Here is a 24,346-nt window from a genome sequence, read left to right as displayed (position 1 = left end):
GCGGGGAAGGAGAGACAGACATGATCACCACCGAACTGACCTTCGACGAACTGGCCACGCTGATGAAGCAGTCGGCCGGCGTGACCGTCGACCCCCGGCAGCTCGAGGAGGCGCCGGACGCGCCCTTCGGCACCCTCGGCGTCGACTCGCTGGGCCTGCTGGGCATCGTCGGCGAGCTGGAGAACCGGTACAGCGTGGCGCTGCCCACCGACGCCGAGCGCTGCAAGACCCCGGCCGAGTTCGTCGACCTCGTCAACAACACCCTGAGGACCGGAGTCTGACGTGTCAGGACACACCGACAACAGCATCACCATCAACGCCCCCATCGATCTCGTCTGGGACATGACCAACGACATCGAGAACTGGCCGCAGCTCTTCAGCGAGTACGCCTCCGTCGAGGTGCTCTCCCGCGAGGGCGACACCACCACGTTCCGCCTGACCATGCACCCGGACGACAACGGGAAGGTCTGGAGCTGGGTGTCGGAACGCACCGTGGACCGCCGCAACCGGACCGTACGGGCCCGCCGCGTCGAGACCGGACCGTTCGCCCACATGAACATCCGGTGGGAGTACACGGAACTGCCCGGCGGCGTCCAGATGCGCTGGGTCCAGGACTTCGCGATGAAGCCCGACGCACCGGTCGACGACGACTGGATGACGGACAACATCAACCGCAACTCCCGCGTCCAGATGGCCCTGATCAGGGACCGCGTCGTGCAGGCGGACCGCGAGAGCGGACGCGCGCCGGTCCTGCCCGGCTGACCGCACCCCGAGGAAGGAGAGCGATGCACCACGCCCTGATCGTCGCCCGCATGGCGCCCGGTTCGGCGCCGGCGATCGCCGACGTGTTCGCCGAGTCCGACAGCGGCGAACTCCCGCACCTGGTCGGCGTCAACCGGCGCAGCCTCTTCCAGTTCGGCGAGGTCTATCTGCACCTCATCGAGTCCGAGCAGGACCCGGCGCCCGCCATCGCCAGACTCACCGGGCACCCGGAGTTCCGCAGCACCAGTGAGAAGCTGTCGGCGTACGTCAGCGCGTACGACCCGGCGACCTGGCGCAGCCCCAAGGACGCCATGGCGCACTGCTTCTACCGCTGGGAGCGGGACGCCCGCTCCTGAGCGAACGGCGGACACACCCGAGGCCGCCCGCCCCGCGACAGACGCGGAGCGGGCGGCCTCGGGTTTCCTCCGCGGCTCCCCGTCAGCGGGGCGGCACGGTGCACTCGAAGGCGTGCAGATAGGCGTTGACCGGGCGGATCTCGCCGATGACCAGGCCCGCGTCCGTCAGCCGGTCGACCATGCTCTGCCGGGTGTGCTTCGCACCGCCCACGTTGAGGAGCAGCAGCAGGTCCATGGCCGTCGTGAACCGCATGGACGGGGTGTCGTCCACCAGGTTCTCGATCACCACGACCCGGGCGCCGGGACGGGCCGCCCTGCGGATGTTGGCCAGCGTCCTGCGGGTGCTGTCGTCGTCCCACTCCAGGATGTTCTTGATGATGTACACATCCGCCTCGACGGGGATGTCCTCGCGGCAGTCGCCGGCCACCACCCGGGCCCGCGAGGCCAGAGAGCCGCCCGCCCGCAGCCGCGGATCGGCGTTCCCCGCCACTCCCGGCAGGTCGAGCAGCGTGCCGTGCAGGCCGGGGTGCTTGTCCAGCAGACTCACCAGGACGTGCCCCTGACCGCCTCCGATGTCGGCGACCGAGGACACCCCGCGCAGATCGAGCAGTTCGGCGACGTCCTCGGCGGACTGCCGGCTCGACGTCGTCATGGCCCGGTTGAAGACGTGCGCGGACTCGGGCGCGTCCTCGTTGAGGTAGGTGAAGAACTCCCGGTCGTACACGTCCTGGAAGACGTTGCGGCCGGAGCGCACCGCCTCGTCGAGCTTCGGCCAGACGTCCCAGGTCCACGGTTCGGTGCACCACAGCGCGATGTACCGCAGGCTGTGCGGGTCGTCCTCGCGCAGCAGCCGGGACATCTCGGTGTGGGCGAAGGTGCCGTCGGGGAGCTCGGTGAAGACGCCCCTGCAGGACAGGGCGCGCAGCAGCCGGCGCAGCGTGCGCGGCTCCGTCTTCACCTCGGCCGCGAGCGCCTCCACGGTCATGGGCGAGTCGTTCAGGGCGTCCGCCACGCCCAGGCGCGCGGCCGCGCGCACGGCGGCGGCGACCGCCGCGCCGAAGACGAGCTCCCGCAGCTGCATGGGCGGCGGGGGAGCGGGATCAACAGTCGTCATGTGTTCGCCTTGCCTTTGCTGTCGTGCCCCGTGGGGAACGGGGGGGTGGGGGCCGGTACGGGGAGGGACCGGTCAGCACATGCCCGCGGGCTCGGAGACCTTGCAGGTGTTGCCGCGGAAGGTGTTGCCCTGGCCGGTGTCGCGGTTGGCCAGGTCGGCCTTGCCGTTGCGCAGCACGACGTTGTCGCGGATCTCGTTGCGCTCGTTGACGGCGCCCACGAAGCTCTTGAACAGCACGATGCCGCCCGACAGCGGGGAGTCGCCCACGTTGTCCACGACCCTGTTCTCCGCGACGACCGTGTTCTCGGTGCCGGTCAGGACGATTCCCGAGCCCTGCAGGAAGGGCAGCCGGGGGGTCTTCGGGCAGAGCTTGTTGTTGGCGTGGATGTGGTTCCGGCGCAGCGTCATCGCCCCGGCGCGCGGCGTGGACTCGTCGCCCACGACGAAGACCGCGGCACAGTTCCCGGTCGCGTCGTTGTGGTCGACCGTCAGGTTCCGCAGCCGCCGGAGCGTGACGCCGATCCGGTTGCCGGACACCCGGTTGCGGGTGACCACCGTGCCCTGGGCGTCGGTGGCTCCCCCCTCCTCGTCGACGGTGTTGGCCAGGAACAGCCCGGCGTCGCCGTTGTCCCGGGCGATGTTGTGGCTGAGCTCGGCGCGCGCGGACCGTTGCTGGGCGATGCCCCAGGTGCCGTTCTTCTCGGCGATCACCCGCTGCACCCTCAGCCGGTCGGTCCACGAGGCCCACAGGCCGGACTTGGTGAAGCCCCGGAGCGTCAGCGAGCGCACGGTGACGCCCTCGACGGGACGGTCCTTCGTCCCGGTGACGCAGATGCCGTGGCCGGCCTTCGCGCACGCGTTGTCGGCACCGGCCGGGCCCGGCACGATCAGGGTCGGCAGGCCACCGGTCCCACGCAGCGTCAGGTTCGGTGTGGTGATGAGGACGCTCTCCCGGTAGGTGCCGGGGGAGAGCAGGACGGTGTCCCCCGGCCGGGCGGCGTCCACTGCCTTCTGGATCGATGCACCGGGGCCGACCCAGTGCACGCTGACGCTCCTCGCCGACGGTGCGGCGGCGCCCACGCCCGACGCCGCGAGGACCGCGGTGCACGCCAGGAGGGCGATCTGTCGTTTGGTCATATGGCGAAGCTATGAGCGCGAGTTCGGCCCGGCCACCGCTGATCGCCCGGGTGGGCTGCGCTCGTCCACCGGCGGAGGAACGCGGTCCGGGTGACGCCGGACGGGCACCGGGGACCTTCCGGCGTTCAGGCGGGGGCCGGCCCTGACCGGCCGGACACCGCTCCCTAGCCCGTTCGCACGCCGGGCGCCGACCCTTTCCGTGCGCCGGGCGATCCGCCGTGACCTGCGGTGATGATCACGGAACGGACGATCAAGGACCCGACCGGGGGACACCCGGGCCCGTCCGTCCCGTTGCGGTGACCACCGGCCGGGGTTTCCCTCGTGCTCGGAGCACAGCACAGGCGCCGCGCGGACGAGCCGGCCAGGAAAGCTCCGCCGAAGGAGAGAAGCATGCGCCTCGCGCGTACCGGTTCACAGCTCGCCCTGGTCCTGGGCGCCCTCGTTCTGTCCGCCCCCACCGCCGTCGCCGCCGTGGCGGAGCCGGCGGCCGGTGAGGCCGCCGGCGACGTCCGGATCAGCCCGGGGAAGGCGGCCCCCGGCACCACCGTCACCGTCACCACGTCCGCCTGCGGCAACGAGACGTACGGCAAGGGCGAGTCCGAGGCGGCCGGCTCGTTCCACCTCCTGCCGGGTGACCGGAAGGGCGTCCTGGTGGGCGAGTTCCGGCTGCCCGAGGACGCCGTCTCCGGCACGGACACGGTGACCCTCAAGTGCCCGCCCCGGATCAAGCAGACCGTCACCTACCAGATCTCCGGCCGTCCGCACGGAGCCGTCGAAGCCGGCTTCGGCTGGGCCGCCGGGGCTGCCGAGGGTGACGACAAGGGCCTCCAGCTCGCCCTGGGCGGGCTGCTGCTCGGCGGCGCCGTCGTCGGCGGGGTGATCAGGCTGCGCCGGACCTCCGCGTGACCGCACCCCCCGGGCGCCGCACCGCGAGGAACCGCGCCCGGGGGCCAGGCACCGACCAGAGGCACCATCACCATGAGGAACGGCCACGGCCCGAGGGCCACCGGAACGCCACCGCGGCGCGCCCCTTCGATCACGGCGCTCGCCTGGACCGCGCTCGCCGGCACCCTGCTGCTGGCCCACGCCCTGCCCGACGACGGCCCGCGGGGCACGACGGCGGCCCGGGCCCGGCCGTCCTCCACCCGCCCCGTCGTCCCCGCCGCGCGGCCGCTGCCCGACGCGGACCCGACGCGGATCAGGATCCCGGCCATCGGCGTCGACGCTCGTCTCACGCCCTTGGAGCTGGACGGGACCGGGGCGCTGCAACCCCCGCCCGCCTCGGACCCGACCCTCGCCGGCTGGTACGCCGACGGCACCGCGCCCGGGGCACGGGGCACCGCCGTCGTGACGGGGCACGTCGACACCCCGGCCGGACCGGCCGTCTTCCACCGGCTCGACGGCCTGCCCCGCGGCACCGAGATCGCGGTCGAACGCGAGGACGGCCGCACCGCCCTCTTCACGGTCGACGTGGTCGAGGAGCACGCCAAGGAAGGGTTCCCCGACGACAGGGTCTACGGCAGCTCCGACCGCCCGGAGCTCCGGCTGATCACCTGCGGCGGCGACTGGTCCCGAAGCACCGGCTATCAGGCCAACACGGTCGTGTACGCCACCCTGACCGGGACGAGGTGACCGTCCGGCCCGGTCACCGCCCGGTGCGACCCGGCTACCCGGCGCACAGCCGGGGATGAGAGGGTCTTGCGGGTGAGTGAGACACCGACGAACACCCTGCAATACCGTACTGACGGCCGCGAGGATGCTCCCGTTCTCGTCCTGGGCCCCTCGCTCGGCACCACCTGGCACATGTGGGACCGCCAGATACCCGAGCTCACCCGCAGCTGGCGGGTCGTCCGCTTCGACCTGCCCGGGCACGGCGGCGCCCCCGCCCAGCCCGCCGCCTCCGTCGCGGAGCTCGGCGACCGGCTGCTCGCCACCCTGGACGAGCTCGGCATCCAGCGCTTCGGCTACGCCGGCTGCGCCTTCGGCGGCGCCATCGGCCTCGACCTGGCGCTGCGCGCCCCGCACCGGGTCGCCTCGCTCGCCCTCGTCGCCACCTCGCCCCGCTTCGGCAGCGCCGACGAGTTCCGCCGGCGCGGCGTGATCGTGCGCACCAACGGCCTGGAACCGATCGCCCGCACCGCGCCCGAGCAGTGGTTCACGCCCACCTTCGCCGCCGCCCAGCCCGCCATCGTCGACTGGGCCGTGCAGATGGTCCGCACCACCGACCCCGGCTGCTACATCGCCGCCTGCGAGGCGCTCGCCGTCTTCGACGTCCGCGAGGCACTCGACCGCATCGGCGTGCCCGCCCTCGTCCTCGTCGGCTCCGAGGACGAGATCACCGGTCCCGCAGAGGCGCGCACCCTCGTCGCCGGCATCGCCGACGCCCGGCTGGCCGTGGTCCCCAGCGCCTCCCACCTCGCGCCCGTCGAGCAGCCCGCCGCCGTCACCGAGCTGCTCACCGGCCACTTCGCCCCCCTCGCCCACGAGCCCTCGGGCACCCTGGCCGTGCCGCCGATGCCGCCGGCCTCGGCACCCGTCGTCCCGGTCGCCGAGATCGCCCCGGCGGGCGCCGAGGACGCGGAGGAGGGGCCGCGCCCCGATCCGTACGAGAGCGGGCTCAAGCTGCGCCGGGAGGTGCTCGGCGACGCCCATGTCGACGAAGCGCTCGCCGACGGCTTCGGCGCCGCCTTCCAGAACCTCGTCACCCGCTTCGCCTGGGGCGAGGTGTGGAGCCGCGACGGCCTCGACCGGCGCACCCGCAGTGCGGTCACCCTGTCCGCGCTGATCGCCGGCGGCCACCACGACGCCCTCGCCGACCACACCCGGGCCGCCCTGCGCAACGGCCTCACCCCGGACGAGCTCCGCGAGATCCTGCTCCAGACCGCCGTCTACTGCGGGCTCCCCGCCGCCGAGAGCGCGCTGCGCGTGGTCAGCCGCGTGATCAAGGAGGACACCACCCCGCAGGCGTAGGCTGCGCCCGTGAAGCTGACGAAGAACACCCACGCCTGCGTCCGGTTGGAGAAGGACGGCCGGACGCTCGTCATCGACCCGGGGATGTTCACCGAGGAGGACGCCGCGCTCGGCGCGGACGTCCTCCTCGTCACCCACGAGCACCCCGACCACTTCGACGAGGGGCGGCTGCGGGCCGCCCTGGAGGCCGACCCGGCCGTCGAGGTGTGGACGCTGCGGAGCGTCGCCGATCAGCTGGCGGCGGCGTTCCCCGGCCGGATCCACACCGTCGGCGACGGCGACGCCTTCACCGCGGCCGGGTTCGACGTCCAGGTGCACGGCGAGCTGCACGCGGTGATCCACCCGGACATCCCGCGGATCACCAACATCGGCTTCCTGATCGACGGCGCAGTCTTCCACCCCGGCGACGCGCTGACCGTGCCCGACCGCCCGGTGGAGACCCTCTTCCTGCCGGTCATGGCCCCGTGGAACAAGATCTCCGAGGTCATCGACTACGTGCGGGAGGTCGGGCCGGTCCGCGCGTACGACATCCACGACGCCCTGCTCACCGACCTGGCCCGGCCGATCTACGACCGCCAGATCGGCGCCCTCGGCGGCACCGACCACCGGCGTCTCACCCCCGGCGACTCGGCCGAGCTCTGACCGTCCCCGCGCCGGATCCGACCGCGCTCCGACCGTGCCCGCGCCGGATCCGGCCGGCTGTCACACCCCGCCGTTAGGCTTGCGGTCATGCGCATCGCCACCTGGAACGTCAATTCGATCACCGCCCGGCTGCCCCGGCTCCTGGCCTGGCTGGAGAGCACCGGCACCGATGTGCTGTGCATCCAGGAGACCAAGTGCACGGCCGAGCAGTTCCCCACCGAGGAGCTGCGCGAGCTGGGGTACGCATCGGTGGTCAACGCCACCGGCCGGTGGAACGGGGTCGCCCTCGTCTCCCGGGTCGGCCTGGAGGACGTGGTCACCGGCCTGCCCGGCGGTCCCGAGTACGAGGGCGTGCCGGAGCCGCGGGCCGTCTCCGCGACCTGCGGCCCGGTCCGCGTCTGGTCGGTGTACGTGCCGAACGGGCGTGAGGTGGCCCACGAGCACTACGCGTACAAGCTGCGCTGGCTGGAGGCGCTCAAGGCCGCCGTCGCCGAGGACGCGGCGGGCGAGCGCCCCTTCGCCGTGCTCGGCGACTACAACATCGCGCCGACCGACGAGGACGTCTGGGACATCGCCGTGTTCGAGGGCGCGACCCACGTCACCGAGCCCGAGCGGGCCGCGCTCGCCGGGCTGCGCGAGACCGGCCTCGCCGACGTGGTGCCCCGCCCGCTGAAGTACGCCCACCCGTACACGTACTGGGACTACCGCCAGCTCTGCTTCCCGAAGAACAGGGGCATGCGCATCGACCTGGTGTACGGCAACAAGCCGTTCGCGGACGCCGTCAAGGACAGCTACGTCGACCGCGAGGAGCGCAAGGGCAAGGGCGCCTCCGACCACGCCCCGGTCGTCGTCGATCTCGACGTCTGACACACCGCCCGGGGATCGGGACGATCTCCGCGCGCCGGGTGGTGCCCGTGGGAGCGGGATGCGACGCTGGTCGGATGAACATCCCCTTCCTGGACAACTGGCGCAAGCGGCACGACGCCGAACGGTCCCCGCTGGTCTCGGCCTTCGACCGGGACCCGGAGGGGGTGGCCGAACTGCTCGCCGAGTGCGAGCTGCTGCGCGCCCGTGCCCAGGTGGCCGGGGTGTCGCTCGACGACACGCCCCGCTCCCTCGCGGCGCTCGACCAGATCCCGCCGCGCTGGCGGGACGATCCCGAGGAGCTGCCCTGGATCGGCAACGACGCGGGGCTGTACCTGGGCACGGTCCTCGTGCGGACCGTGCCCGGGGCCGGCTGGCAGCTCCGGCCGGACGGGCAGCCGGTGGTCCGGCTCGCCTCCGGGCGGGAGATCGACGTGGTCGCCGCCGGTCTCGACTGGGCCGCCACGGGGGCACCCGAGCTCTCCCAGATCTATGCCGAGTCGGCCGAGTTCTGACCCCGGCCCCGGCGCCGCCCCGTCCCTGCCGCCGCGTCCTGCCGTAAATACGGCTTATCCCGCCGTCCTGCGTGTCGGCCGTGAAGTCCCTTTTTCCCGGGGATAGTCGACGCTGAGCTCGACATCGGCCGAGAGACACGGGGGCAGGCAGCACATGACCGTCACGGCCAAGGAGGGCCGGTCCTGAACGGGCGGGAAGCACCCGGTGCCCCGCGCCTCCTCCGACATCGCTCTCCCCGAACCGCCCACGCTGCTGCCGGGCCGGGAGTAGCCTCGTGCGTCCCCGGGAGCCCGGCACGGGCCCTGCCCGCCCGGCAGCAGCCGGTGATCACTCCGCCCGCAGCGGTACCGACACGTAACTCGGGTCGGCCGCGGGGGAGGAGAAGGTCAGCTGCGCGCCGGTCGGGTTGTGCTCGATGTACAGCGGGTCGACGGTGTCCACGACCAGGGCGAGCCGGTGACCGGCCGGCACGTCGTACGCCGTGGAGAACAGCTCCAGATCGACGGAGAACGCCTTCCCCGGAGCCTTGCCGTGGAAGGTGTACGGGGCGTTGCTGATCAGCTTGCCGATGCCCAGCGGGCCGACGTCGTAGAGGTACGCGACGAAGGTGCCGCTCTCCGCGGTCGGGGTGACGGTGGTGTGCAGCCGGGCCGTGCCGCGTACCCGCTGCGGGGTGGCGTACCGCTCGGACTGCCAGACGCCCGCGAAGGCGCGGGGGAGCAGCGGGATCGAGGCGGTGGGCGGCGCCTGGAAGAACTGGTCCAGGAGGTTGGACAGCATGACGACGCCGCCGTTGGCGCCCGAGTCGACGTTCGCCCAGAGGTGCTCGGAGCCGCCGAGCGCGAACCGGTGCTGGTGCGCGTTGACCGCCTTCCAGTCCGGGTAGCCCTCGTAGCCGGCGGCGGAGCGCGGCTTGAGCTGGACCGGCTGCTCGCGGTCGACGCCGTTGTCCACGCCCTTCAGGTAGTGGTCGAACCAGCGGTGGGCGTTGGTCCAGGTGTCGTTGGGCAGTCCGAGCAGGCCGGTGGCCTCGGCGGTGGCGTGGTCGCCGGGCCGGAACTCCAGGCGCTTGGGGCCGCTCAGCTTCTCGTAGAAGCTCGCGAACTGGTTGGGCGGGAAGATGGTGTCGCCCCAGGCGTTGCCGAGCATGACGGCCGGCCGGTTGGCGTTGATCGCGTCGACGTAGGTGACCGCGGAGCGCTTGCGCCCCCAGGCGATCATCTCGTCCTCCTTGGTCAGGTCGGAGGACAGGAAGTCGCCCAGGATCTGCTGGAGTTCGGGGCCCGGGCGGCCCGTGAGGTACCCCGCGCCGCCGAGCAGCGCGGCGGCCTGGAGGTGCTGGGTGCGCCCGCTGTAGATGGACTCGATGAGGTCGGCCCAGCCGCTGAGCGCGGCGACGGCCTTGATCCGCTTGTCGTGCGCGGCGGCGAGCAGGCTGATGCCTGCGCCGTACGAGACGCCCGCCATGCCGACCTTGGCGGGGTCGGCGGGGGTGTTCGCGAGGGCCCAGTCGATGACCCGGGACGCGTCGGCGATGTCCTTGGGTCCCGCGGTCTCGATCTCGCCGCCGGACTGCCAGAAGCCGCGGGAGTTGTAACTCACCACGACGTAGCCGGAGTCGGCGAGCTTCTGGGCCTGTGCGAGGTACTCGATCTGGGGCACGGCCCAGCTGGTGGGGAGCACGATCACCGGGAAACGGGTGCCGCCGTCGGAACCGGCCGGGGTGACGACGTTGGCCTTGAGGACGGTGCCGCCGTCCCCGGTGATGTCGACGAAGCGGAGGGAGCCGGAGGTCTCGGCGTGGGCGGCGGGGGCGAGCCCGAGGGCCGCCCCGGCGACGAGGGCGGCCGAGACGGCGTAGGCCAGGGCTGTGCGCACGGGTCACTCCTCACTGGATGTCACTGATGGGGGGCAGTGAAGTGACCCGACGGTAACGTCGGCGGCTTACCGAAGGTAACTGATCGGTAAGTTACGCAAGGGTAACGATTGGCGGAATGCCGACTTCAGTGGCCTCCCGCGACCTCCGCGGCTTCCACGCCTTCGGCGGCTTCCGCGACTTCAGCGCAGAGCGCTCTTCGCCTGCCAGTCCGCCCAGCTCAGGTTCCACTCCCCGTAGCCGTTGTTCAGCGCCTGGGTGCCCTTGGCGTCGGAGCCGGTGATCTCGAACGGGTCCCCGACCTGCACCTGGTCGTACACCGAGCGGGCGTCCGCGTCGCTCATCCCGATGCAGCCGGAGCTCTTGTTGGCGTTGCCGAAGTACGCCGCGTTCCACGGCGCCGCGTGGGCACACATGTCCGACCAGGTCAGCCGCATCGAGTGGTCGACCATCTCCCCGCCCTTGTCGTCCGTCACCGTGACCTGCTGGAGCCGCGGCCCCTCGGTGAGCGTCACGACCACCGGCGAGCCCGCCTGCGCCCGTTCCCCCGTCGGATTCACCGCGATCCGCGTACGCGGCGCGTCCCCCGCCGACCCCTCGGCGTCACCCGCGCCCCCGCCCCGCCACCGCACGCCCCGAGCGTGACGGCGAGTGCGGTGGTGACGAGCAGGGCGGCGGGCACGGATAGACGGCTCACGGGAACGACCTCCGGCGGTGATCTCTTACGGAGGGTGAGAGTCCCGGCGACCGGAGACGGTTCCGTACATGTGGACTATTTCCGGGATGTCGGATGCGAGATGGGCGACGTCAGGAGCCGTCGAGGAGCGCGACGGCCTCCACGAGGTCGGTGTGCGCCTCGGCGTACCGCGTGGCGGCGAGACGGAACATGGCGCGGTCGGTCAGCGCCCGGCCGAGCCGGACCTCCCCGTCGGGAAGGCGACGGGCGAGGGCCACGCCCTCGTCGACGAGCGGCCCGATCTCCTCCGCGAAGCGGTAGAAGTGGTTCGACCGGAACAACGCCCTGCGCACGGTGAGCCGGCGGTGGACGGTCAGGAGCTCGCGCGGGAGCCCGGCGTCACGGAGGCGCACCGCCTCCTCCTCCAGCGCGGGGACGGACCCCGCGAACGCCTCCCTCGCGTCGGCGGACCAGTGGCGGACCTCGGTGCCGAGGGCGGGCATCGGCGCGTCAGGTGTCGGGGCGGGTTCGTCGGCGCGCCCGGAAAGGGCGAGCAGACCGGCCCACGTCTCGTAGTCGCGGCTCCACCGCTTGGCCTCATCGCTCCGCGTCAGTCCGCCGACGACGGTGAGGGCCTCCCGCCGGCTCGACCGGGCCTCGGCGTGCCGCCCGGACGCGTCCAGCATCCACGCGTGGTGGGAGAGCCGCTGGGCCAGGCCGCCCGGCGGAGTCTCGCCCGCTCCGACCGCGCGCCGGTACGCCTCCACGAGTCCGGCGAAGACCGTCAGCGCCTGCTCGTGCCGCCCGGCGGCGTCCAGTTCCGCCGCCCAGGCGATCTCCGCGGCGTCCGGACGGTGCGGCCACTGCGCCCGCTCGGCCCGCGCGGCGGCCTCGTGCAGCTCCGCCGCCTCCTCGTGGCGTCCCTCCTCGGCCAGGACGGCGGCGAACCGTGAGGGAGCGAACGCGCCCAGCTCCTCGCACGCCACGAGCCCTTCCGCCCGCCGCCCCAGGGCGAACAGGGTGCGCTCGTAACCGCTCAACGCCTGCCGGAACAGCCGCTCCCTCTTCGGCTCGTCCTCCCCGAGGAGCCGGGCGATGGCCAGCGCCTCGGCGAAGGACCGCAGCCTCAGGTCCGGCCGGGCCCGCAACTCCGGTTGGCAGCCCAAGGAGTGCAGCGCGCCTGACAGTTTGGGCAGATACGTCAGCGGGCCCACCTCCGCCAGGATCCGGTAGGCGTCGATCAGTTGCCTCAAGGGCGGCTCGTGCGTCCCCAGCAGCAACACCTGCGCCCGCACCACGGCGTCGCGATCGATCTTCCCCATGCTCCCCCTGTTCTCCGTGCTCTCCGTGCTCTCCGTGTTCTCCGTGATCCACGTGTTCTCCACGTGGTGCACGACGGAGATTCTGGGAGTCGGAGGACAGCCCGGACAAGGCGCGCGAACTGTGCGTTCCGTCCTACGAAAACGGCCTCTGACCTGTCATGATGGAGACGTCTTCACCTCGACGGGAGGGCCGGTGGGGAACGCGAGCGACACACCTGACGTCACCGACGTCCCCGATGTCTTCGACCCGCGGATCTACGCCGCGGGGATTCCGCACGACCGCTACCGCGCCCTGCGCGACCACCACCCGGTCGCCCGCCAGGCGGAGTACGAGGTCCTCGGCTGGCCCGCCGGGCCCGGGTTCTGGGCCGTGACGCGGCACGCCGACGTCGTGCGGGTGCTCAAGGACGCCGGCGGGTTCTCCTCGTACCTCGGCGCCACCCAGATCCGGGACCCCGACCCGGCCGACCTGCCGTTCATCCGGCGCATGATGCTCAACCAGGACCCTCCCGGCCACGGCCGGCTGCGGCGGCTCGTCAGCCGCGCGTTCACACCCGGCCGGATCGAGCGGTTCGCCGCGACCGCACGCGGCCGCGCGCGTGAACTCCTCGCCGCCGCACGGGAGTCGGGAGGCGACGAGGTGGACCTCGTGCGGGCCGTCACCGACGACTACGCGCTGCTCAATCTCACCGACCTGCTCGGCGTACCCGCGAGCGACCGCGGCCTGCTGCACACCTGGACCGAGCGCGTCATCGCCTACCAGGACCCCGACGAGCCGCCCGTCCTCGACACCGTGGGCCGACCGGTCAACCCGCGCTCACCCGCGATGCTCGCCGAGATGTTCCGCTACGCGCAGGAGCTCGCCGCGCACAAGCGCGCGCACCCCGCCGACGACATCATGACCGTCCTCGCGGAGTCCGAACTCCACGACGCGGAACTGGAGATGTTCTTCTTCCTGCTGACCGTCGCCGGCAACGACACGGTGCGCAGCGCCGCCCCCGGCGGACTGCTCGCCCTCGCCGGACACCCCGACGAGCGGGCCCGGTTGTGGCGCGGCGAGGTCGGCATGGACACGGCCGTGGACGAACTGCTGCGCGTCCACCCGCCCGTGCTCTCGTTCCGGCGCACCGCCACCCGGGACACGGAGCTGGCCGGAGTGCCGATCGCCGCCGGGGACAAGGTCGTCGTCCTCCACGCCTCGGCCAATCACGACGAGCGGGTCTTCGCCGATCCGCACCGCGTGGACCTCGCCCGCACCCCCAACCCGCACGTCTCCTTCGGTGACGGCCCGCACGTGTGCCTCGGCGCCCATTTCGCCCGGCTCCAGCTCCGCCTCCTTCACGAAGAGCTGCGGGATGCCTGCGGGGACCTGGAGCTCGCCGGCCGGCCGCGGCGGCTGGTCTCCAACTTCATCAACGGCATCAAGACGCTGCCCGTGCGGGCCGGCTGGCGGGACTGACCGGCGCCGTCCGCGCCTGCCGGGTCACGTCCGCCACCAGCTCGACCACATCGGGGCCGTACGCCTGGGAGTTGACCACCTTCAGGAGCAGGACGAAGGAGCCGCCCCGGTGGCGTCGGGCGAGCCTCTCGTGGTGCCGGGCCAGATAGCGGGTCGCCGCCTGGTTGTTGATGGCACGCTGCCCGCAGAACAGGAAGACCGGGCGGCCCCCCTCGCCGGCCGTGAGCCGCGCGAGCAGCACGTACTCGACGACGCCCGGCTCCATGCGGTAGACGTCGTCGCCGATCCGTATCGCGCCCCGCTCCTCGGCCGGCTCCCGGTCCACGCTCATCCGCAGCCCCGGCAGCAGGCTGGCCAGGTGGGCGCCCATACGCCGATTCGCGCCGGGCCCGCCCACGCAGAACTCCGTGCGTTCGCCGAAGCCCTGCTGGGCCAGATCGTGCTGGACGATCCGCGCGTGCGCCCCGCAGTCCTTGACGAGTGCGGACAGTTCGAGGAGCGCCGACACGTCGTAGCGGTGCACCGCGCTGTCGCTGCCCGCCTCCCGGTGCACCACGAGCAGGCACTCGGAGTGACTCGGCAGCCCGAAGAAGGCCTGTTTCCTGCGGAGTTTGCGCCGCCACAGGTAGGTGCGGGTCAGCCAGCCGAGCAAGCCGCTGACTCCGGTGGCGAGCACGCCCAGGACGACGTTGCGCACGTCTTCGTTCATGGGCGCGCATGCTACTGGGCACCGGTCGACTGTTCGAGAGGCGGTCCTGACGGGAGGCGGGGACAGCGGTTACGCTGCGCGGACGGTCGTCGACTGGAGGTAGTGATGCAGTCTCAGTTGCGGCGTTCAGCCGTCCGAAACGGCTCCGTCCTGGCCGTCGCCGCGACGGTGCTCTCGGTGGGCGCCGCCGCGCCGCCGACCGCCGCGCCGCCCCGTCCGGCACCCGCGAAGGCGCCGGTCGCCACCGGCTGGGGCGGAGCCGTCGCCAGCGTCGACGCCGACGCCTCCGCGGCCGGCGTCGAGGTGCTCCGCAACGGCGGCAACGCCGTCGACGCCGCCGTCGCCGTGGCCGCGGCCCTGGGCGTCACCGAGCCGTACTCGGCCGGCATCGGCGGAGGCGGCTACTTCGTCTACTACGACGCGAAGACGCGTACCGTCCACACGATCGACGGCCGCGAGACCGCGCCCGGCTCCGCCGACGCCGACCTCTTCGTCGAGAACGGCAAGCCCATCCCCTTCGAGGAGGGCATGACCAGCGGCCGCGGCGTCGGCGCCCCCGGCACCCCCGCCACCTGGGAGACCGCCCTCGACGCCTGGGGCAGCAAGCCGCTCCGCAAGCTCCTGCAGCCGGCCGAGCGCCTCGCCCGCGACGGCTTCACCGTCGACGCCACCTTCCGCGCCCAGACCGCCGGCAACGAGGCCCGCTTCCGCGACTTCCCCGCCTCCGCCGAACTCTTCCTGCCCCAAGGGCAGTTGCCCGTGGTCGGCTCGACCTTCAAGAACCCCGACCTGGCCCGCACCTACGAGCAGCTGGGCCGCCAGGGCGTCGGGGCGCTCTACAAGGGCCCGCTCGCCCGCGACATCGTCAACACCGTCCAGCACCCGCCGGTGCGCGAGGGCGCCACCCGGGTGGTGCGCTCCGGTGACCTCACCGAGGACGACCTCGCCGACTACGACACGATCCGGCGGCGGCCCACGAAGGTCTCGTACCGCGGCCTCGACGTCTACTCCATGGCGCCCTCCTCCTCCGGCGGCACCAGCGTCGGCGAGGCCCTCAACATCCTGGAGGGCACCGACCTGGCCGGCGCCGGCCAGGCCCGCTACCTGCACCGCTTCATCGAGGCCAGCCGGATCGCCTTCGCCGACCGCGGCCGCTGGGTCGGCGACCCGGCCTTCGAGGACGTGCCCACCCGCGGCCTGCTCTCCCAGCGGTACGCCGACTCCCGGGCCTGCCTGATCCGGGACGACGCCGCCCTCACCAGCCCGCTGGCGCCGGGCGACCCGCGTGACCCGAAGCCCTGCGCGAGCGGCGGCACGGCCGCCCCGACCACGTACGAGGGCGAGAACACCACCCACCTGACCGTCGGCGACAAGTGGGGCAACGTCGTCGCCTACACCCTCACCATCGAGTCCACCGGCGGCAGCGGCATCACCGTGCCCGGGCGCGGCTTCCTGCTCAACAACGAGCTGACCGACTTCTCCTTCGCCCCGGCCAACCCCGCCGTGCACGATCCCAACCTGCCCGGCCCCGGCAAGCGCCCGCGCTCCTCGATCTCGCCGACGATCGTCCTCGACAAGGCGGGCCGGCCGGTCCTGGCGCTCGGCTCCCCGGGCGGCGCCACCATCATCACCACCGTCCTGCAGACCCTCACCGGGGTCGTCGACCGTGGCCTGCCGCTGGTCGACGCCATCGCCGCGCCCCGCGCGAGCCAGCGCAACCAGGCGACCACGGAGCTCGAACCGGCCCTGTGGAACAGCCCGCTGAAGGCCGAGCTGGAGGCGATCGGGCACGGCTTCCGGCAGAACCCGGAGATCGGCGCTGCCACCGGCGTCCAGCGACTGCCCGACGGGCGCTGGCTGGCCGCCGCCGAGACCGTCCGCAGGGGCGGAGGTTCGGCGATGGTGGTGCGACCGGACGCCGGCTGAAGGACCGCGGTCCGCGGCCGGGGACCGCGCCCCGTGCGGGTCGTGGCGGCGGCTACAGGGCCGTCAGGACGCGCGGACCGGCGTCCGTGATCGCCACGGTGTGCTCGGTGTGGGCAGCGCGTGAGCCGTCGACCGTGCGGATCGTCCAGCCGTCCGCGGCCGTGTAGTGGTGGTCGCGGCCGCCGCCGATCAGCATCGGCTCGATCGCGACCACCATGCCGTGCCGCAGCGGCATCCCCCGGCCCGGGCGCCCCTCGTTGGGGACGTCCGGGCCCTCGTGCATGGTGCGGCCCACACCGTGCCCGCCGAGGCCGTCCGGGATGCCGTACCCGGCCCGCCGGCAGACCCGTCCGACGGCGTGCGCGATGTCCCCGACGCGGTTGCCGACCACGGCCGCCGCGATGCCTGCCTCCAGGGCCTCGTACGCCGTGTCGATCAGCCGGGTGTCCTCGGGGCGTGCCCGGCCGACCGTGAAGCTCACCGCCGAGTCGCCGACCCAGCCGCCGAGCACCGCCCCGCAGTCCGCGCTCAGCAGGTCGCCGTCCGCGAGCCGGGTGCCGTCCGGCACGCCGTGCACGATGGCGTCGTTCACCGACAGGCAGACCACCGCCGGGAAGGGCACCGGGGCCCAGCGCGGGTGGTAGTCGAGGAACGGCGAGCCGGCGCCCGCCGCCGTGAGCACCTCGCGCGCGGCCCGGTCGAGTTCGGCGAGCGTCACACCGGGCGCCGCCTTCTCCCGTACGGCGTCCAGGGCCTGGGCCACCACCCGCCCCGCCTCGCGCATGAGCAACAGGTTCTCGTCCGTCTTGATCTCCACCATGCCAATTACTATACCGGTATTAGAATGGGTTCCATGGTGCGAACCCCCCTGACCCCCGAAGAGCGCGAGCGCGGCGAACGGCTCGGCCACCTGCTGCGCGTGGCCCGAGGCGACCGCTCGATGGCCGAGATCGCCGCCGCGGCCGGGCTCTCCGCGGAGACCCTCCGCAAGATCGAGACCGGCCGCGCCCCGACTCCCGCCTTCTTCACCGTGGCCGCGCTCGCGGGTGTGCTCGGGCTGTCGATGGACGAGCTGGTGGCGCGGTGTGCCCTCGTCGCCGCGGCCACCTAGGATCGCCGCAAGGGGAACTGCCCAGGGGGGTACAGAACATGAAGCCGAGTCCTGAACTGCGTCTGCTGGGAAACGCCGTCCTCGCGGTCCTGTACGCGACGGGCGTGTACGTCCACGTGACGCACCCGGTGATCGAGGGTGCCCCGTGGCGCTGGCTCATGTGGCCGGTCCTGGTGATCGGGCTGCTCGGCTCCCTCCGGGGGGCGGGCCTCGCGTGGCGGGACCGGACGGCCCGCCGCGAAGCCTGAGGCACCCCCGGCCCGGTCCTCGGGCCGACACCGCGAGCCGCGCCCGACGGTGGCCCGCCCGCCCCCGTCCGTGACGGGGGACACCCTCGCGCGCGCGGGCCGGGCGGCCCCTGCGTAAGCTCGGCGCTCGTGATGCCCGAAGAGCTGCGGCACGGCCGCTACGTCAGCCTGACCACCTTCCGGAAGAACGGCACCGGGGTCGCCACACCCGTCTGGTACGCGGTCGAGGGCGAGCAGCTGTACGCCTGGACCCGCACCGACTCCTGGAAGGTGAAGCGGCTGCGTCGCGACCCCCGGGTCGTGGCGGCGGTCTGCGACATGCGCGGGAACGTGGCGGAGGACGCCGTACGGGTGGAGGGTACGGCCCGGCTGGTCACCGGCGAGGAGCTGCGCCGGGTCCGCCGCCTGCTCTCCCGCAAGTACACGTGGCAGTACTGGGCCGTCGACTGGCCCGCCACCCTCGCCCGCCTCGGGAAGCGCCCCCACACGGGCATCGTCGTGAGCTTCACGGCCCCCTGACCGAAAACTCTGTGTAGCCGTCCCGTAACACGACTGCGGTCCAATGCCGGTGGACCGAAAGGCAGTGGAATGACGGTGCATCAACTCCCGGCGGAAGTGGCGGCTTTCGCGGGCTGGCTGAGCGACCTGGCCGGCCGTCTCGACCCGGGCGAGGGCTGGTACGGGGTCTTCGCCACCCGCGACCCGGAAGGGATGCGCGCCTGCTTCGAGGGGACGGACATCCTCCCCTGGGACGTCGTGGAATCGCTCCTCCACGACCTGGCCGAACCTCCCGACGGTCCCTGGGCCGCCCGGGGCCGCGCCCTGCACGAGGCGGCGTCGACGGCCCACGACCGCACCCCCGGCGGGGCGGCGGCCCTCGCCGGACGCCGCGAGCTGATGCGACGCGAGGCCCGCCTCGCGGAGGCCCGGGTCCAGGAGCTGGGCACGGCGCCGGACACCACCGGCGAACTGGCCTGGGCCCAGGACGACCTGGCCCGTGCGAGCGCCCGGGTCGCCGAGCTGACCACCCGCCTGGCCCGGCTGACCGCCGGCACCGCCGCCACACCGCCGGACCCGCCGACCCGGCGGCCCGGGCGCCGCCCGCGAGGGGCGCGCTACGCATGGCTGGAGGACCCGGAACCGGCCCCGGCACCGGACCTGCCGTCGGCCCCGGCGACGGCTCCGCGCGGCGCCCGCTTCGCACCGGTGCCGACGCCGGACCTGCCCGGGACCCCGCACCCGCCGCCGAGAGGCGCCCGCTTCGCCCCGCCCCCCACCGAGCCGGAGCCGACCGCGTCCCCCGCCGCCGACCAGGCCGCCCGCGCCGCCGGCAACGCGGTCTACGCACTCCGCCGGCTGCGCGCCCAGGGCCGCAGCGGCGAGGCGCACGCCCTGCTCTGCGAGGCCCTGGCCGGGCCCCCCGCCTGGCTGCCCGCGCTCGCCGCCGAGCTGCACGCCGCGGGGCTCGGCGCCGACTGGGCCACCCTGCTCTGGGAGGCCGCCTCCCTGCCGCCGGCCCGGCTCGCCGCCGTCGCGGGCGCCCTGGCCGACGCGGGCCGCCCGTACGACTGCGACCAGCTGCTGCGCCAGGGCGTCGCCCGCCCGGTCGAGGAGCTGGCCGGAGCCTGCGCGGCCCTGCACGCCGAGGGGCACCATGCCGAGGCCCGGGCCCTGCTGGCCGCCTTCCTGCGGGCCCGCACCCCCGAGGAGGCCGCCCGTCTCGCCGCCACGGACCCACCGGCCCTCGCCCCGGCGCTCCTCGCGGCCGCCCGAGCCCTCTCCCCGACGCGCGAACGCGACCTGCTCCACGCCCTGCGCGTCGCCGGCCTGGCCTGAGGACGTCGCTCCGCTGCCGTCGCGCTGCCGTCGCGCAGCCGTCACCTTCGGCCATCCTCGGCAGATCGGTACGCTCACGGACGTGTCGGTACGTGTCCGACGTGGACCACTCGGGTATGAAACATGATCGACTCCGCTACTTCACGGCAGTGGTCTTGCTCCGGGGTGTGACGGGGCTTACGTTCTCCTCCTACGCATCGCGTCTACGTGCGTAGAGGCTCTCTGACGCCGCGCCGAAGGAGTAGCTCATGACCGACGTCGTACGTGCCGCGCTCGTCCAGGCGACCTGGACCGGCGACACCGAATCCATGATCGCCAAGCATGAGGAGCACGCCCACGAGGCGGCCCGGCAGGGGGCGAAGGTCATCGGGTTCCAGGAGGTGTTCAACGCCCCCTACTTCTGCCAGGTGCAGGAGCCCGAGCACTACGGCTGGGCCGAGCCCGTGCCCGACGGGCCCACCGTGCGCCGGATGCAGGCGCTCGCCCGGGAGACCGGGATGGTGATCGTCGTGCCCGTCTTCGAGGTCGAGGGCGCCGGCTTCTACTACAACACCGCCGCCGTCATCGACGCCGACGGCTCCTATCTGGGCAAGTACCGCAAGCACCACATTCCCCAGGTCAAGGGCTTCTGGGAGAAGTACTACTTCCGCCCGGGCAACGTCGGCTGGCCCGTCTTCGACACCGCCGTCGGCAAGGTCGGCGTCTACATCTGCTACGACCGCCACTTCCCCGAGGGCTGGCGCCAACTCGGACTCAACGGCGCACAGTTGGTCTACAACCCCTCGGCCACCCACCGCGGCCTCTCGTCCTACCTGTGGCAGCTGGAGCAGCCCGCGGCCGCCGTCGCCAACGAGTACTTCGTCGCCGCCATCAACCGTGTCGGCATCGAGGAGTACGGCGACAACGACTTCTACGGCACCAGCTACTTCGTCGACCCGCGCGGCCAGTTCGTCGGCGACGTCGCCTCCGACAAGGAGGAGGAGCTCCTGGTCCGCGACCTCGACTTCGGGCTCATCGAGCAGGTGCGCCGGCAGTGGGCCTTCTACCGCGACCGCCGCCCCGACGCCTACGACGGGCTGGTGCAGCCGTGAGCAGCCTCCACGACCGCCACCGCGCCGTCATCCCCGACTGGGTCGCCCTCTACTACAAGGACCCCGTCGAGCTCACCCACGGCGAGGGCCGCCACGTCTGGGACTCCGACGGCAACCGCTACCTCGACTTCTTCGGCGGCATCCTCACCACGATGACCGCCCACGCCCTCCCCGAGGTCACCAAGGCGGTCGCCGAACAGGCCGGGCGGATCATCCACTCGTCCACGCTCTACCTCAACCGGCCCATGGTCGAGCTCGCCGAGCGGATCGCCACCCTCTCCGGCATCCCCGACGCCCGCGTCTTCTTCACCACCTCCGGCACCGAGGCCAACGACACCGCCCTGCTCCTCGCCACCGCGTACCGCCGCTCCAACCAGATCCTGGCGATGCGCAACAGCTACCACGGGCGCTCCTTCTCCACCGTCGGCGTCACCGGCAACCGCGCCTGGTCGCCCACCGGCCTCTCCCCGCTCCAGACCCTGTACGTGCACGGCGGCGTCCGCACCCGCGGCCCCTTCGCCCAGTACACCGACGAGCGGTTCATCGACGCCTGCGTCGCCGACCTGGAAGACCTGCTCGGGCACACCCGCGACGTCGCCGCCCTCATCGCCGAACCCATCCAGGGCGTCGGCGGCTTCACCTCCCCGCCCGACGGCCTCTACGCCGCCTTCCGCCGCGTCCTCGACCGGCACGGCATCCTCTGGATCGCCGACGAGGTGCAGACCGGCTGGGGCCGCACCGGCGAACACTTCTGGGGCTGGCAGGCGCACGACCAGGCCGGCCCCCCGGACATGCTCACCTTCGCCAAGGGCATCGGCAACGGCATGTCGATCGGCGGCGTCGTCGCCCGCGCCGAGATCATGAACTGCCTCGACGCCAACTCCATCTCCACCTTCGGCGGTTCCCCCGTCACCATGGCCGCAGGCCTCGCCAATCTCTCCTACCTGCTGGAACACGACCTGCAGGGCAACGCCCGTCGCGTCGGCGGGCTCCTGCTCGAACGGCTCCGCGGCATCACCGCCGGTGTCGACGCCGTCCGCGAGGTGCGCGGCCGCGGCCTCATGATCGGCGTCGAACTCACCGAGCCCGGCACCGACCGCGCCGCCCCTGACGCCGCGGCCGCCGTCCTGGAGGCCACCCGGGCGAACGGCCTGCTCATCGGCAAGGGCGGCGGGCACAACACCAGTGCCCTGCGCATCGCGCCCCCCATGTCGCTCACCGTCGCCGAGGCCGAGGAAGGCGCGGCGATCCTCGAACAGGCCCTCCGGTCCCTCTAGTTCGCAGGGAGAAGTTCCGTGAGCACCCGCACCCTCATCCGCGGCGGTCTCGTCGTCACCGCCGCCGACGAGCTCCACGCCGACGTCCTCGTCGAGGACGGACGGATCGCCGCCCTCGCCGCCCACGGCTCCGACGTCGCCGCCGGCTGGACCGCCGAACGTGTCATCGACGCCACCGACCGCTACGTCATCCCGGGCGGCGTCGACGCCCACACCCACATGGAGCTGCCCTTCGGCGGCACCTTCGCCTCCGACACCTTCGAGACCGGCACCCGCGCCGCGGCCTGGGGCGGCACCACCACCATCGTCGACTTCGCCGTCCAGAGCGTCGGCCACTCCCTGCGCGAAGGACTCGACACCTGGTACGCCAAGGCCGACGGCAACTGCGCCGTCGACTACGGCTTCCACATGATCCTCTCCGACGTCAACGAGCACACGCTGAAGGAGATGGACCGGCTCGTCCAGGAGGGCATCTCCTCGTTCAAGCTCTTCATGGCCTACCCGGGCGTCTTCTACAGCGACGACGGACAGATCCTGCGCGCCATGCAGCGCGGCGCGGCCAACGGCGGACTGATCATGATGCACGCGGAGAACGGCATCGCCATCGACGTCCTGGTGGAGCAGGCGCTCGCCCGCGGCGAGACCGACCCCCGCTACCACGGAGAGGTCCGCAAGGCACTCCTCGAGGCGGAGGCCACCCACCGCGCCATCCAGCTCTCCCGCGTCGCCGGCTCCCCGCTGTACGTCGTGCACGTCTCCGCCGAGGAGGCCGTCGCCGAGCTCGCCGCGGCCCGCGACAAGGGGCTGCCCGTCTTCGGCGAGACCTGCCCGCAGTACCTGTTCCTGTCCACCGACAACCTCGCCGAGCCCGGCTTCGAGGGTGCCAAGTACGTCTGCTCCACCCCGCTGCGGCCCGAGGAGCACCAGGCGGCGCTCTGGCGCGGACTGCGCACCAACGACCTCCAGGTCGTCTCCACCGACCACTGCCCCTTCTGCTTCAAGGGCCAGAAGGACCTCGGCCTCGGCGACTTCTCCAAGATCCCCAACGGACTGCCGGGCGTCGAGAACCGCATGGACCTGCTCCACCAGGCCGTCGTCGACGGGCACATCTCACGCCGCCGCTGGATCGAGATCGCCTGCGCGAGCCCCGCCCGGATGTTCGGCCTCTACCCGCAGAAGGGGACGATCGCCCCCGGCGCCGACGCCGACGTCGTCATCTACGACCCGCACACCACCCAGACGCTGTCCGCGACCACCCACCACATGAACGTCGACTACTCCGCTTACGAGGGGAGGACCGTCACCGGCCAGGTCGAGACCGTCCTGTCCCGCGGCGAACCGGTCATCGAGCAGCGGAAGTTCACCGGCCGCGCCGGTCACGGCAGCTTCGTCCCCCGCTCCACCTGCCAGTACCTGAACTAGGAGACCGCCCCTTGGACTTCGGACTCGTCCTGCAGACCGACCCGCCCGCCTCGGAGGTCGTCGGCCTGATGCGCCGGGCGGAACGCAACGGCTTCCGCTACGGCTGGACCTTCGACTCCGCCGTGCTCTGGCAGGAACCCTTCGTCATCTACAGCCGGATCCTCGAACACACCACCAAGATGCACGTCGGCCCGATGGTCACCAATCCCGGGACGCGCACCTGGGAGGTCACGGCCTCCACCTTCGCCACCCTCAACGACATGTACGGCAACCGGACCGTCTGCGGCATCGGTCGCGGCGACTCCGCCATGCGCGTCGCCGGCCGCAAGCCCAACACCCTCGCCCGGCTCGGCGAGGCCATCGACGTCATCCGCGACCTCGCCGAGGGCCGCGAAGCCCTCGTCGACGGCAGCCCGGTCCGCCTCCCGTGGGTGCGCGAGGGCAAGCTCCCCGTGTGGATGGCGGCGTACGGGCCGAAGGCCCTCGCCCTCGCCGGCCAGAAGGCCGACGGCTTCATCCTCCAGCTCGCCGACCCCTTCCTCACCGAATGGATGATCAAGGCGGTCCGGGAGGCGGCCCGGGACGCCGGCCGGGACCCCGACGCCGTCACCGTCTGCGTCGCCGCCCCCGCGTACGTGACGGCCGACGACTCCGCCGAGGCCCTGGCGCACGCCCGCGAGCAGTGCCGCTGGTTCGGCGGCATGGTCGGCAACCACGTCGCCGACCTGGTCGCCAAGTACGGCGAGCACTCCGCCATGGTCCCCGACGAGCTCACCACGTACATCAAGGACAGGCACGGCTACGACTACAGCCACCACGGCCGCGCCGACAACCCGTCCACCGACTTCGTCCCCGACGAGATCGTCGACCGCTTCTGCCTCCTCGGCCCGGCCGAGGCCCACATCGCCAAGCTCCGGCACCTCCGCGAGCTCGGCGTCGACCAGTTCGCCGTCTACGACATGCACGACAACCGGGAGGCCACCATCGACGCGTACGGCGCCGAGATCATCCCGGCGCTCAGCTGACTCCCGG

The 24,346-nt window shown here is 72.7% G+C and carries 25 protein-coding genes and 1 pseudogene; 19 read left to right on the top strand and 7 right to left on the bottom strand.

Features of this window, described 5'->3' with window-relative positions; genetic code table 11:
• The first annotated feature begins 20 nt into the window (after positions 1-20).
• From AB0M16_RS16510 to AB0M16_RS16500, 3 genes are read left to right on the top strand one after another with little or no spacing between them, the layout of a single operon-like run.
• On the top strand, positions 21-281 hold the full coding sequence (locus tag AB0M16_RS16510) for an acyl carrier protein (RefSeq protein ID WP_365343309.1): 261 nt from the start codon (positions 21-23) through the stop codon (positions 279-281).
• Between the two features lies 1 nt (position 282).
• A complete protein-coding gene (locus AB0M16_RS16505; protein WP_365343307.1) occupies positions 283-762 on the top strand; it encodes an SRPBCC family protein in 480 nt (159 codons plus the stop codon).
• A gap of 23 nt (positions 763-785) precedes the next feature.
• Positions 786-1,118: a TcmI family type II polyketide cyclase gene (locus AB0M16_RS16500; protein ID WP_365343305.1), complete on the top strand. Its 333-nt coding sequence runs from the start codon at positions 786-788 to the stop codon at positions 1,116-1,118.
• Between the two features lie 82 nt (positions 1,119-1,200).
• Here the strand turns inward: AB0M16_RS16500 and AB0M16_RS16495 are convergent, their stop codons facing one another.
• Entirely contained in the window at positions 1,201-2,232 is a 1,032-nt protein-coding gene (locus tag AB0M16_RS16495; RefSeq protein WP_365343303.1) for a methyltransferase, read from the bottom strand.
• Between the two features lie 72 nt (positions 2,233-2,304).
• Positions 2,305-3,369, bottom strand: coding sequence for a right-handed parallel beta-helix repeat-containing protein (locus AB0M16_RS16490; protein WP_365343301.1), 1,065 nt, complete (start codon positions 3,367-3,369; stop codon positions 2,305-2,307).
• A 390-nt stretch (positions 3,370-3,759) separates the two neighbouring features.
• Here AB0M16_RS16490 and AB0M16_RS16485 point away from each other — a divergent pair, with 390 nt between their 5' ends.
• From AB0M16_RS16485 to AB0M16_RS16460, 6 genes are all read left to right on the top strand, one after another.
• Positions 3,760-4,275: a sortase gene (locus AB0M16_RS16485; protein ID WP_365343299.1), complete on the top strand. Its 516-nt coding sequence runs from the start codon at positions 3,760-3,762 to the stop codon at positions 4,273-4,275.
• A 72-nt stretch (positions 4,276-4,347) separates the two neighbouring features.
• Positions 4,348-5,001: a class F sortase gene (locus tag AB0M16_RS16480; RefSeq protein WP_365343297.1), complete on the top strand. Its 654-nt coding sequence runs from the start codon at positions 4,348-4,350 to the stop codon at positions 4,999-5,001.
• Between the two features lie 72 nt (positions 5,002-5,073).
• Positions 5,074-6,339 (top strand): alpha/beta fold hydrolase, encoded by a 1,266-nt coding sequence (locus AB0M16_RS16475; protein ID WP_365343295.1) that lies wholly within the window; start codon positions 5,074-5,076, stop codon positions 6,337-6,339.
• 9 nt (positions 6,340-6,348) lie between these two features.
• Positions 6,349-6,981, top strand: coding sequence for an MBL fold metallo-hydrolase (locus AB0M16_RS16470; protein ID WP_365343293.1), 633 nt, complete (start codon positions 6,349-6,351; stop codon positions 6,979-6,981).
• 87 nt (positions 6,982-7,068) lie between these two features.
• Positions 7,069-7,848 (top strand): exodeoxyribonuclease III, encoded by a 780-nt coding sequence (locus AB0M16_RS16465; protein ID WP_365343291.1) that lies wholly within the window; start codon positions 7,069-7,071, stop codon positions 7,846-7,848.
• A gap of 74 nt (positions 7,849-7,922) precedes the next feature.
• On the top strand, positions 7,923-8,360 hold the full coding sequence (locus AB0M16_RS16460; protein WP_365343289.1) for a DUF6278 family protein: 438 nt from the start codon (positions 7,923-7,925) through the stop codon (positions 8,358-8,360).
• Between the two features lie 328 nt (positions 8,361-8,688).
• Here AB0M16_RS16460 and AB0M16_RS16455 read toward each other — a convergent pair whose 3' ends face one another.
• From AB0M16_RS16455 to AB0M16_RS16445, 3 genes and pseudogenes are all read right to left on the bottom strand, one after another.
• Positions 8,689-10,239 carry a CocE/NonD family hydrolase gene (locus AB0M16_RS16455; protein ID WP_365343287.1) on the bottom strand — a complete coding sequence of 517 codons (1,551 nt, stop codon included), beginning with the start codon at positions 10,237-10,239 and terminating at the stop codon, positions 8,689-8,691.
• Between the two features lie 180 nt (positions 10,240-10,419).
• Positions 10,420-10,692: pseudogene (locus tag AB0M16_RS16450) on the bottom strand (L,D-transpeptidase); the annotation flags it as partial.
• 352 nt (positions 10,693-11,044) lie between these two features.
• Positions 11,045-12,307, bottom strand: coding sequence for a hypothetical protein (locus tag AB0M16_RS16445; RefSeq protein WP_365343285.1), 1,263 nt, complete (start codon positions 12,305-12,307; stop codon positions 11,045-11,047).
• Between the two features lie 121 nt (positions 12,308-12,428).
• On the opposite strand from AB0M16_RS16445, the gene AB0M16_RS16440 reads away from it, so the two are divergent.
• Complete coding sequence (locus tag AB0M16_RS16440; RefSeq protein WP_365343283.1) at positions 12,429-13,694, top strand: cytochrome P450; 1,266 nt, start codon at positions 12,429-12,431, stop codon at positions 13,692-13,694.
• Here the strand turns inward: AB0M16_RS16440 and AB0M16_RS16435 are convergent.
• Positions 13,657-14,403, bottom strand: a complete 747-nt coding sequence (locus tag AB0M16_RS16435) for a hypothetical protein (protein WP_365343281.1) — start codon at positions 14,401-14,403, stop codon at positions 13,657-13,659. The two genes, AB0M16_RS16440 and AB0M16_RS16435, sit on opposite strands and share 38 nt — an antisense overlap.
• Positions 14,404-14,520: 117 nt before the next feature.
• Here AB0M16_RS16435 and ggt point away from each other — a divergent pair, with 117 nt between their 5' ends.
• Complete coding sequence (gene ggt, locus AB0M16_RS16430; protein WP_365343622.1) at positions 14,521-16,329, top strand: gamma-glutamyltransferase; 1,809 nt, start codon at positions 14,521-14,523, stop codon at positions 16,327-16,329.
• A gap of 52 nt (positions 16,330-16,381) precedes the next feature.
• Here the strand turns inward: ggt and map are convergent, their stop codons facing one another.
• Complete coding sequence (map, locus tag AB0M16_RS16425) at positions 16,382-17,149, bottom strand: type I methionyl aminopeptidase (protein ID WP_365343279.1); 768 nt, start codon at positions 17,147-17,149, stop codon at positions 16,382-16,384.
• Between the two features lie 33 nt (positions 17,150-17,182).
• Between map and AB0M16_RS16420 the strand changes: the two genes are divergently transcribed.
• The 8 genes from AB0M16_RS16420 (at position 17,183) to AB0M16_RS16385 (ending at position 24,339) form a co-directional block, all read left to right on the top strand.
• The gene (locus AB0M16_RS16420; RefSeq protein ID WP_365343277.1) at positions 17,183-17,440 is read left to right on the top strand and encodes a helix-turn-helix transcriptional regulator; all 258 of its coding nucleotides are present in this window, start codon (positions 17,183-17,185) and stop codon (positions 17,438-17,440) included.
• 38 nt (positions 17,441-17,478) lie between these two features.
• Complete coding sequence (locus AB0M16_RS16415) at positions 17,479-17,688, top strand: hypothetical protein (RefSeq protein WP_365343275.1); 210 nt, start codon at positions 17,479-17,481, stop codon at positions 17,686-17,688.
• Between the two features lie 132 nt (positions 17,689-17,820).
• Entirely contained in the window at positions 17,821-18,207 is a 387-nt protein-coding gene (locus AB0M16_RS16410; protein WP_365343620.1) for a PPOX class F420-dependent oxidoreductase, read from the top strand.
• Positions 18,208-18,276: 69 nt separating this feature from the next.
• The gene (locus tag AB0M16_RS16405) at positions 18,277-19,524 is read left to right on the top strand and encodes a UL36 very large tegument protein (RefSeq protein WP_365343273.1); all 1,248 of its coding nucleotides are present in this window, start codon (positions 18,277-18,279) and stop codon (positions 19,522-19,524) included.
• 248 nt (positions 19,525-19,772) lie between these two features.
• On the top strand, positions 19,773-20,615 hold the full coding sequence (locus AB0M16_RS16400) for a nitrilase-related carbon-nitrogen hydrolase (protein WP_365343271.1): 843 nt from the start codon (positions 19,773-19,775) through the stop codon (positions 20,613-20,615).
• On the top strand, positions 20,612-21,892 hold the full coding sequence (locus AB0M16_RS16395) for an aspartate aminotransferase family protein (RefSeq protein WP_365343269.1): 1,281 nt from the start codon (positions 20,612-20,614) through the stop codon (positions 21,890-21,892). Before AB0M16_RS16400 ends, AB0M16_RS16395 begins: the two co-directional genes overlap by 4 nt.
• Positions 21,893-21,910: 18 nt before the next feature.
• Positions 21,911-23,314 (top strand): dihydropyrimidinase, encoded by a 1,404-nt coding sequence (gene hydA / locus AB0M16_RS16390; protein ID WP_365343267.1) that lies wholly within the window; start codon positions 21,911-21,913, stop codon positions 23,312-23,314.
• 11 nt (positions 23,315-23,325) lie between these two features.
• Positions 23,326-24,339 carry a TIGR03842 family LLM class F420-dependent oxidoreductase gene (locus tag AB0M16_RS16385; RefSeq protein ID WP_365343265.1) on the top strand — a complete coding sequence of 338 codons (1,014 nt, stop codon included), beginning with the start codon at positions 23,326-23,328 and terminating at the stop codon, positions 24,337-24,339.
• Positions 24,340-24,346: the final 7 nt, after the last annotated feature.

The sequence above is a fragment of the Streptomyces sp. NPDC051921 genome, from assembly GCF_040680975.1.
Taxonomy (GTDB): Bacteria; Actinomycetota; Actinomycetes; order Streptomycetales; family Streptomycetaceae; genus Streptomyces.
Note: the sequence above shows the minus strand (reverse complement) of the source record. Positions and strands in the feature narration are given on the sequence as shown.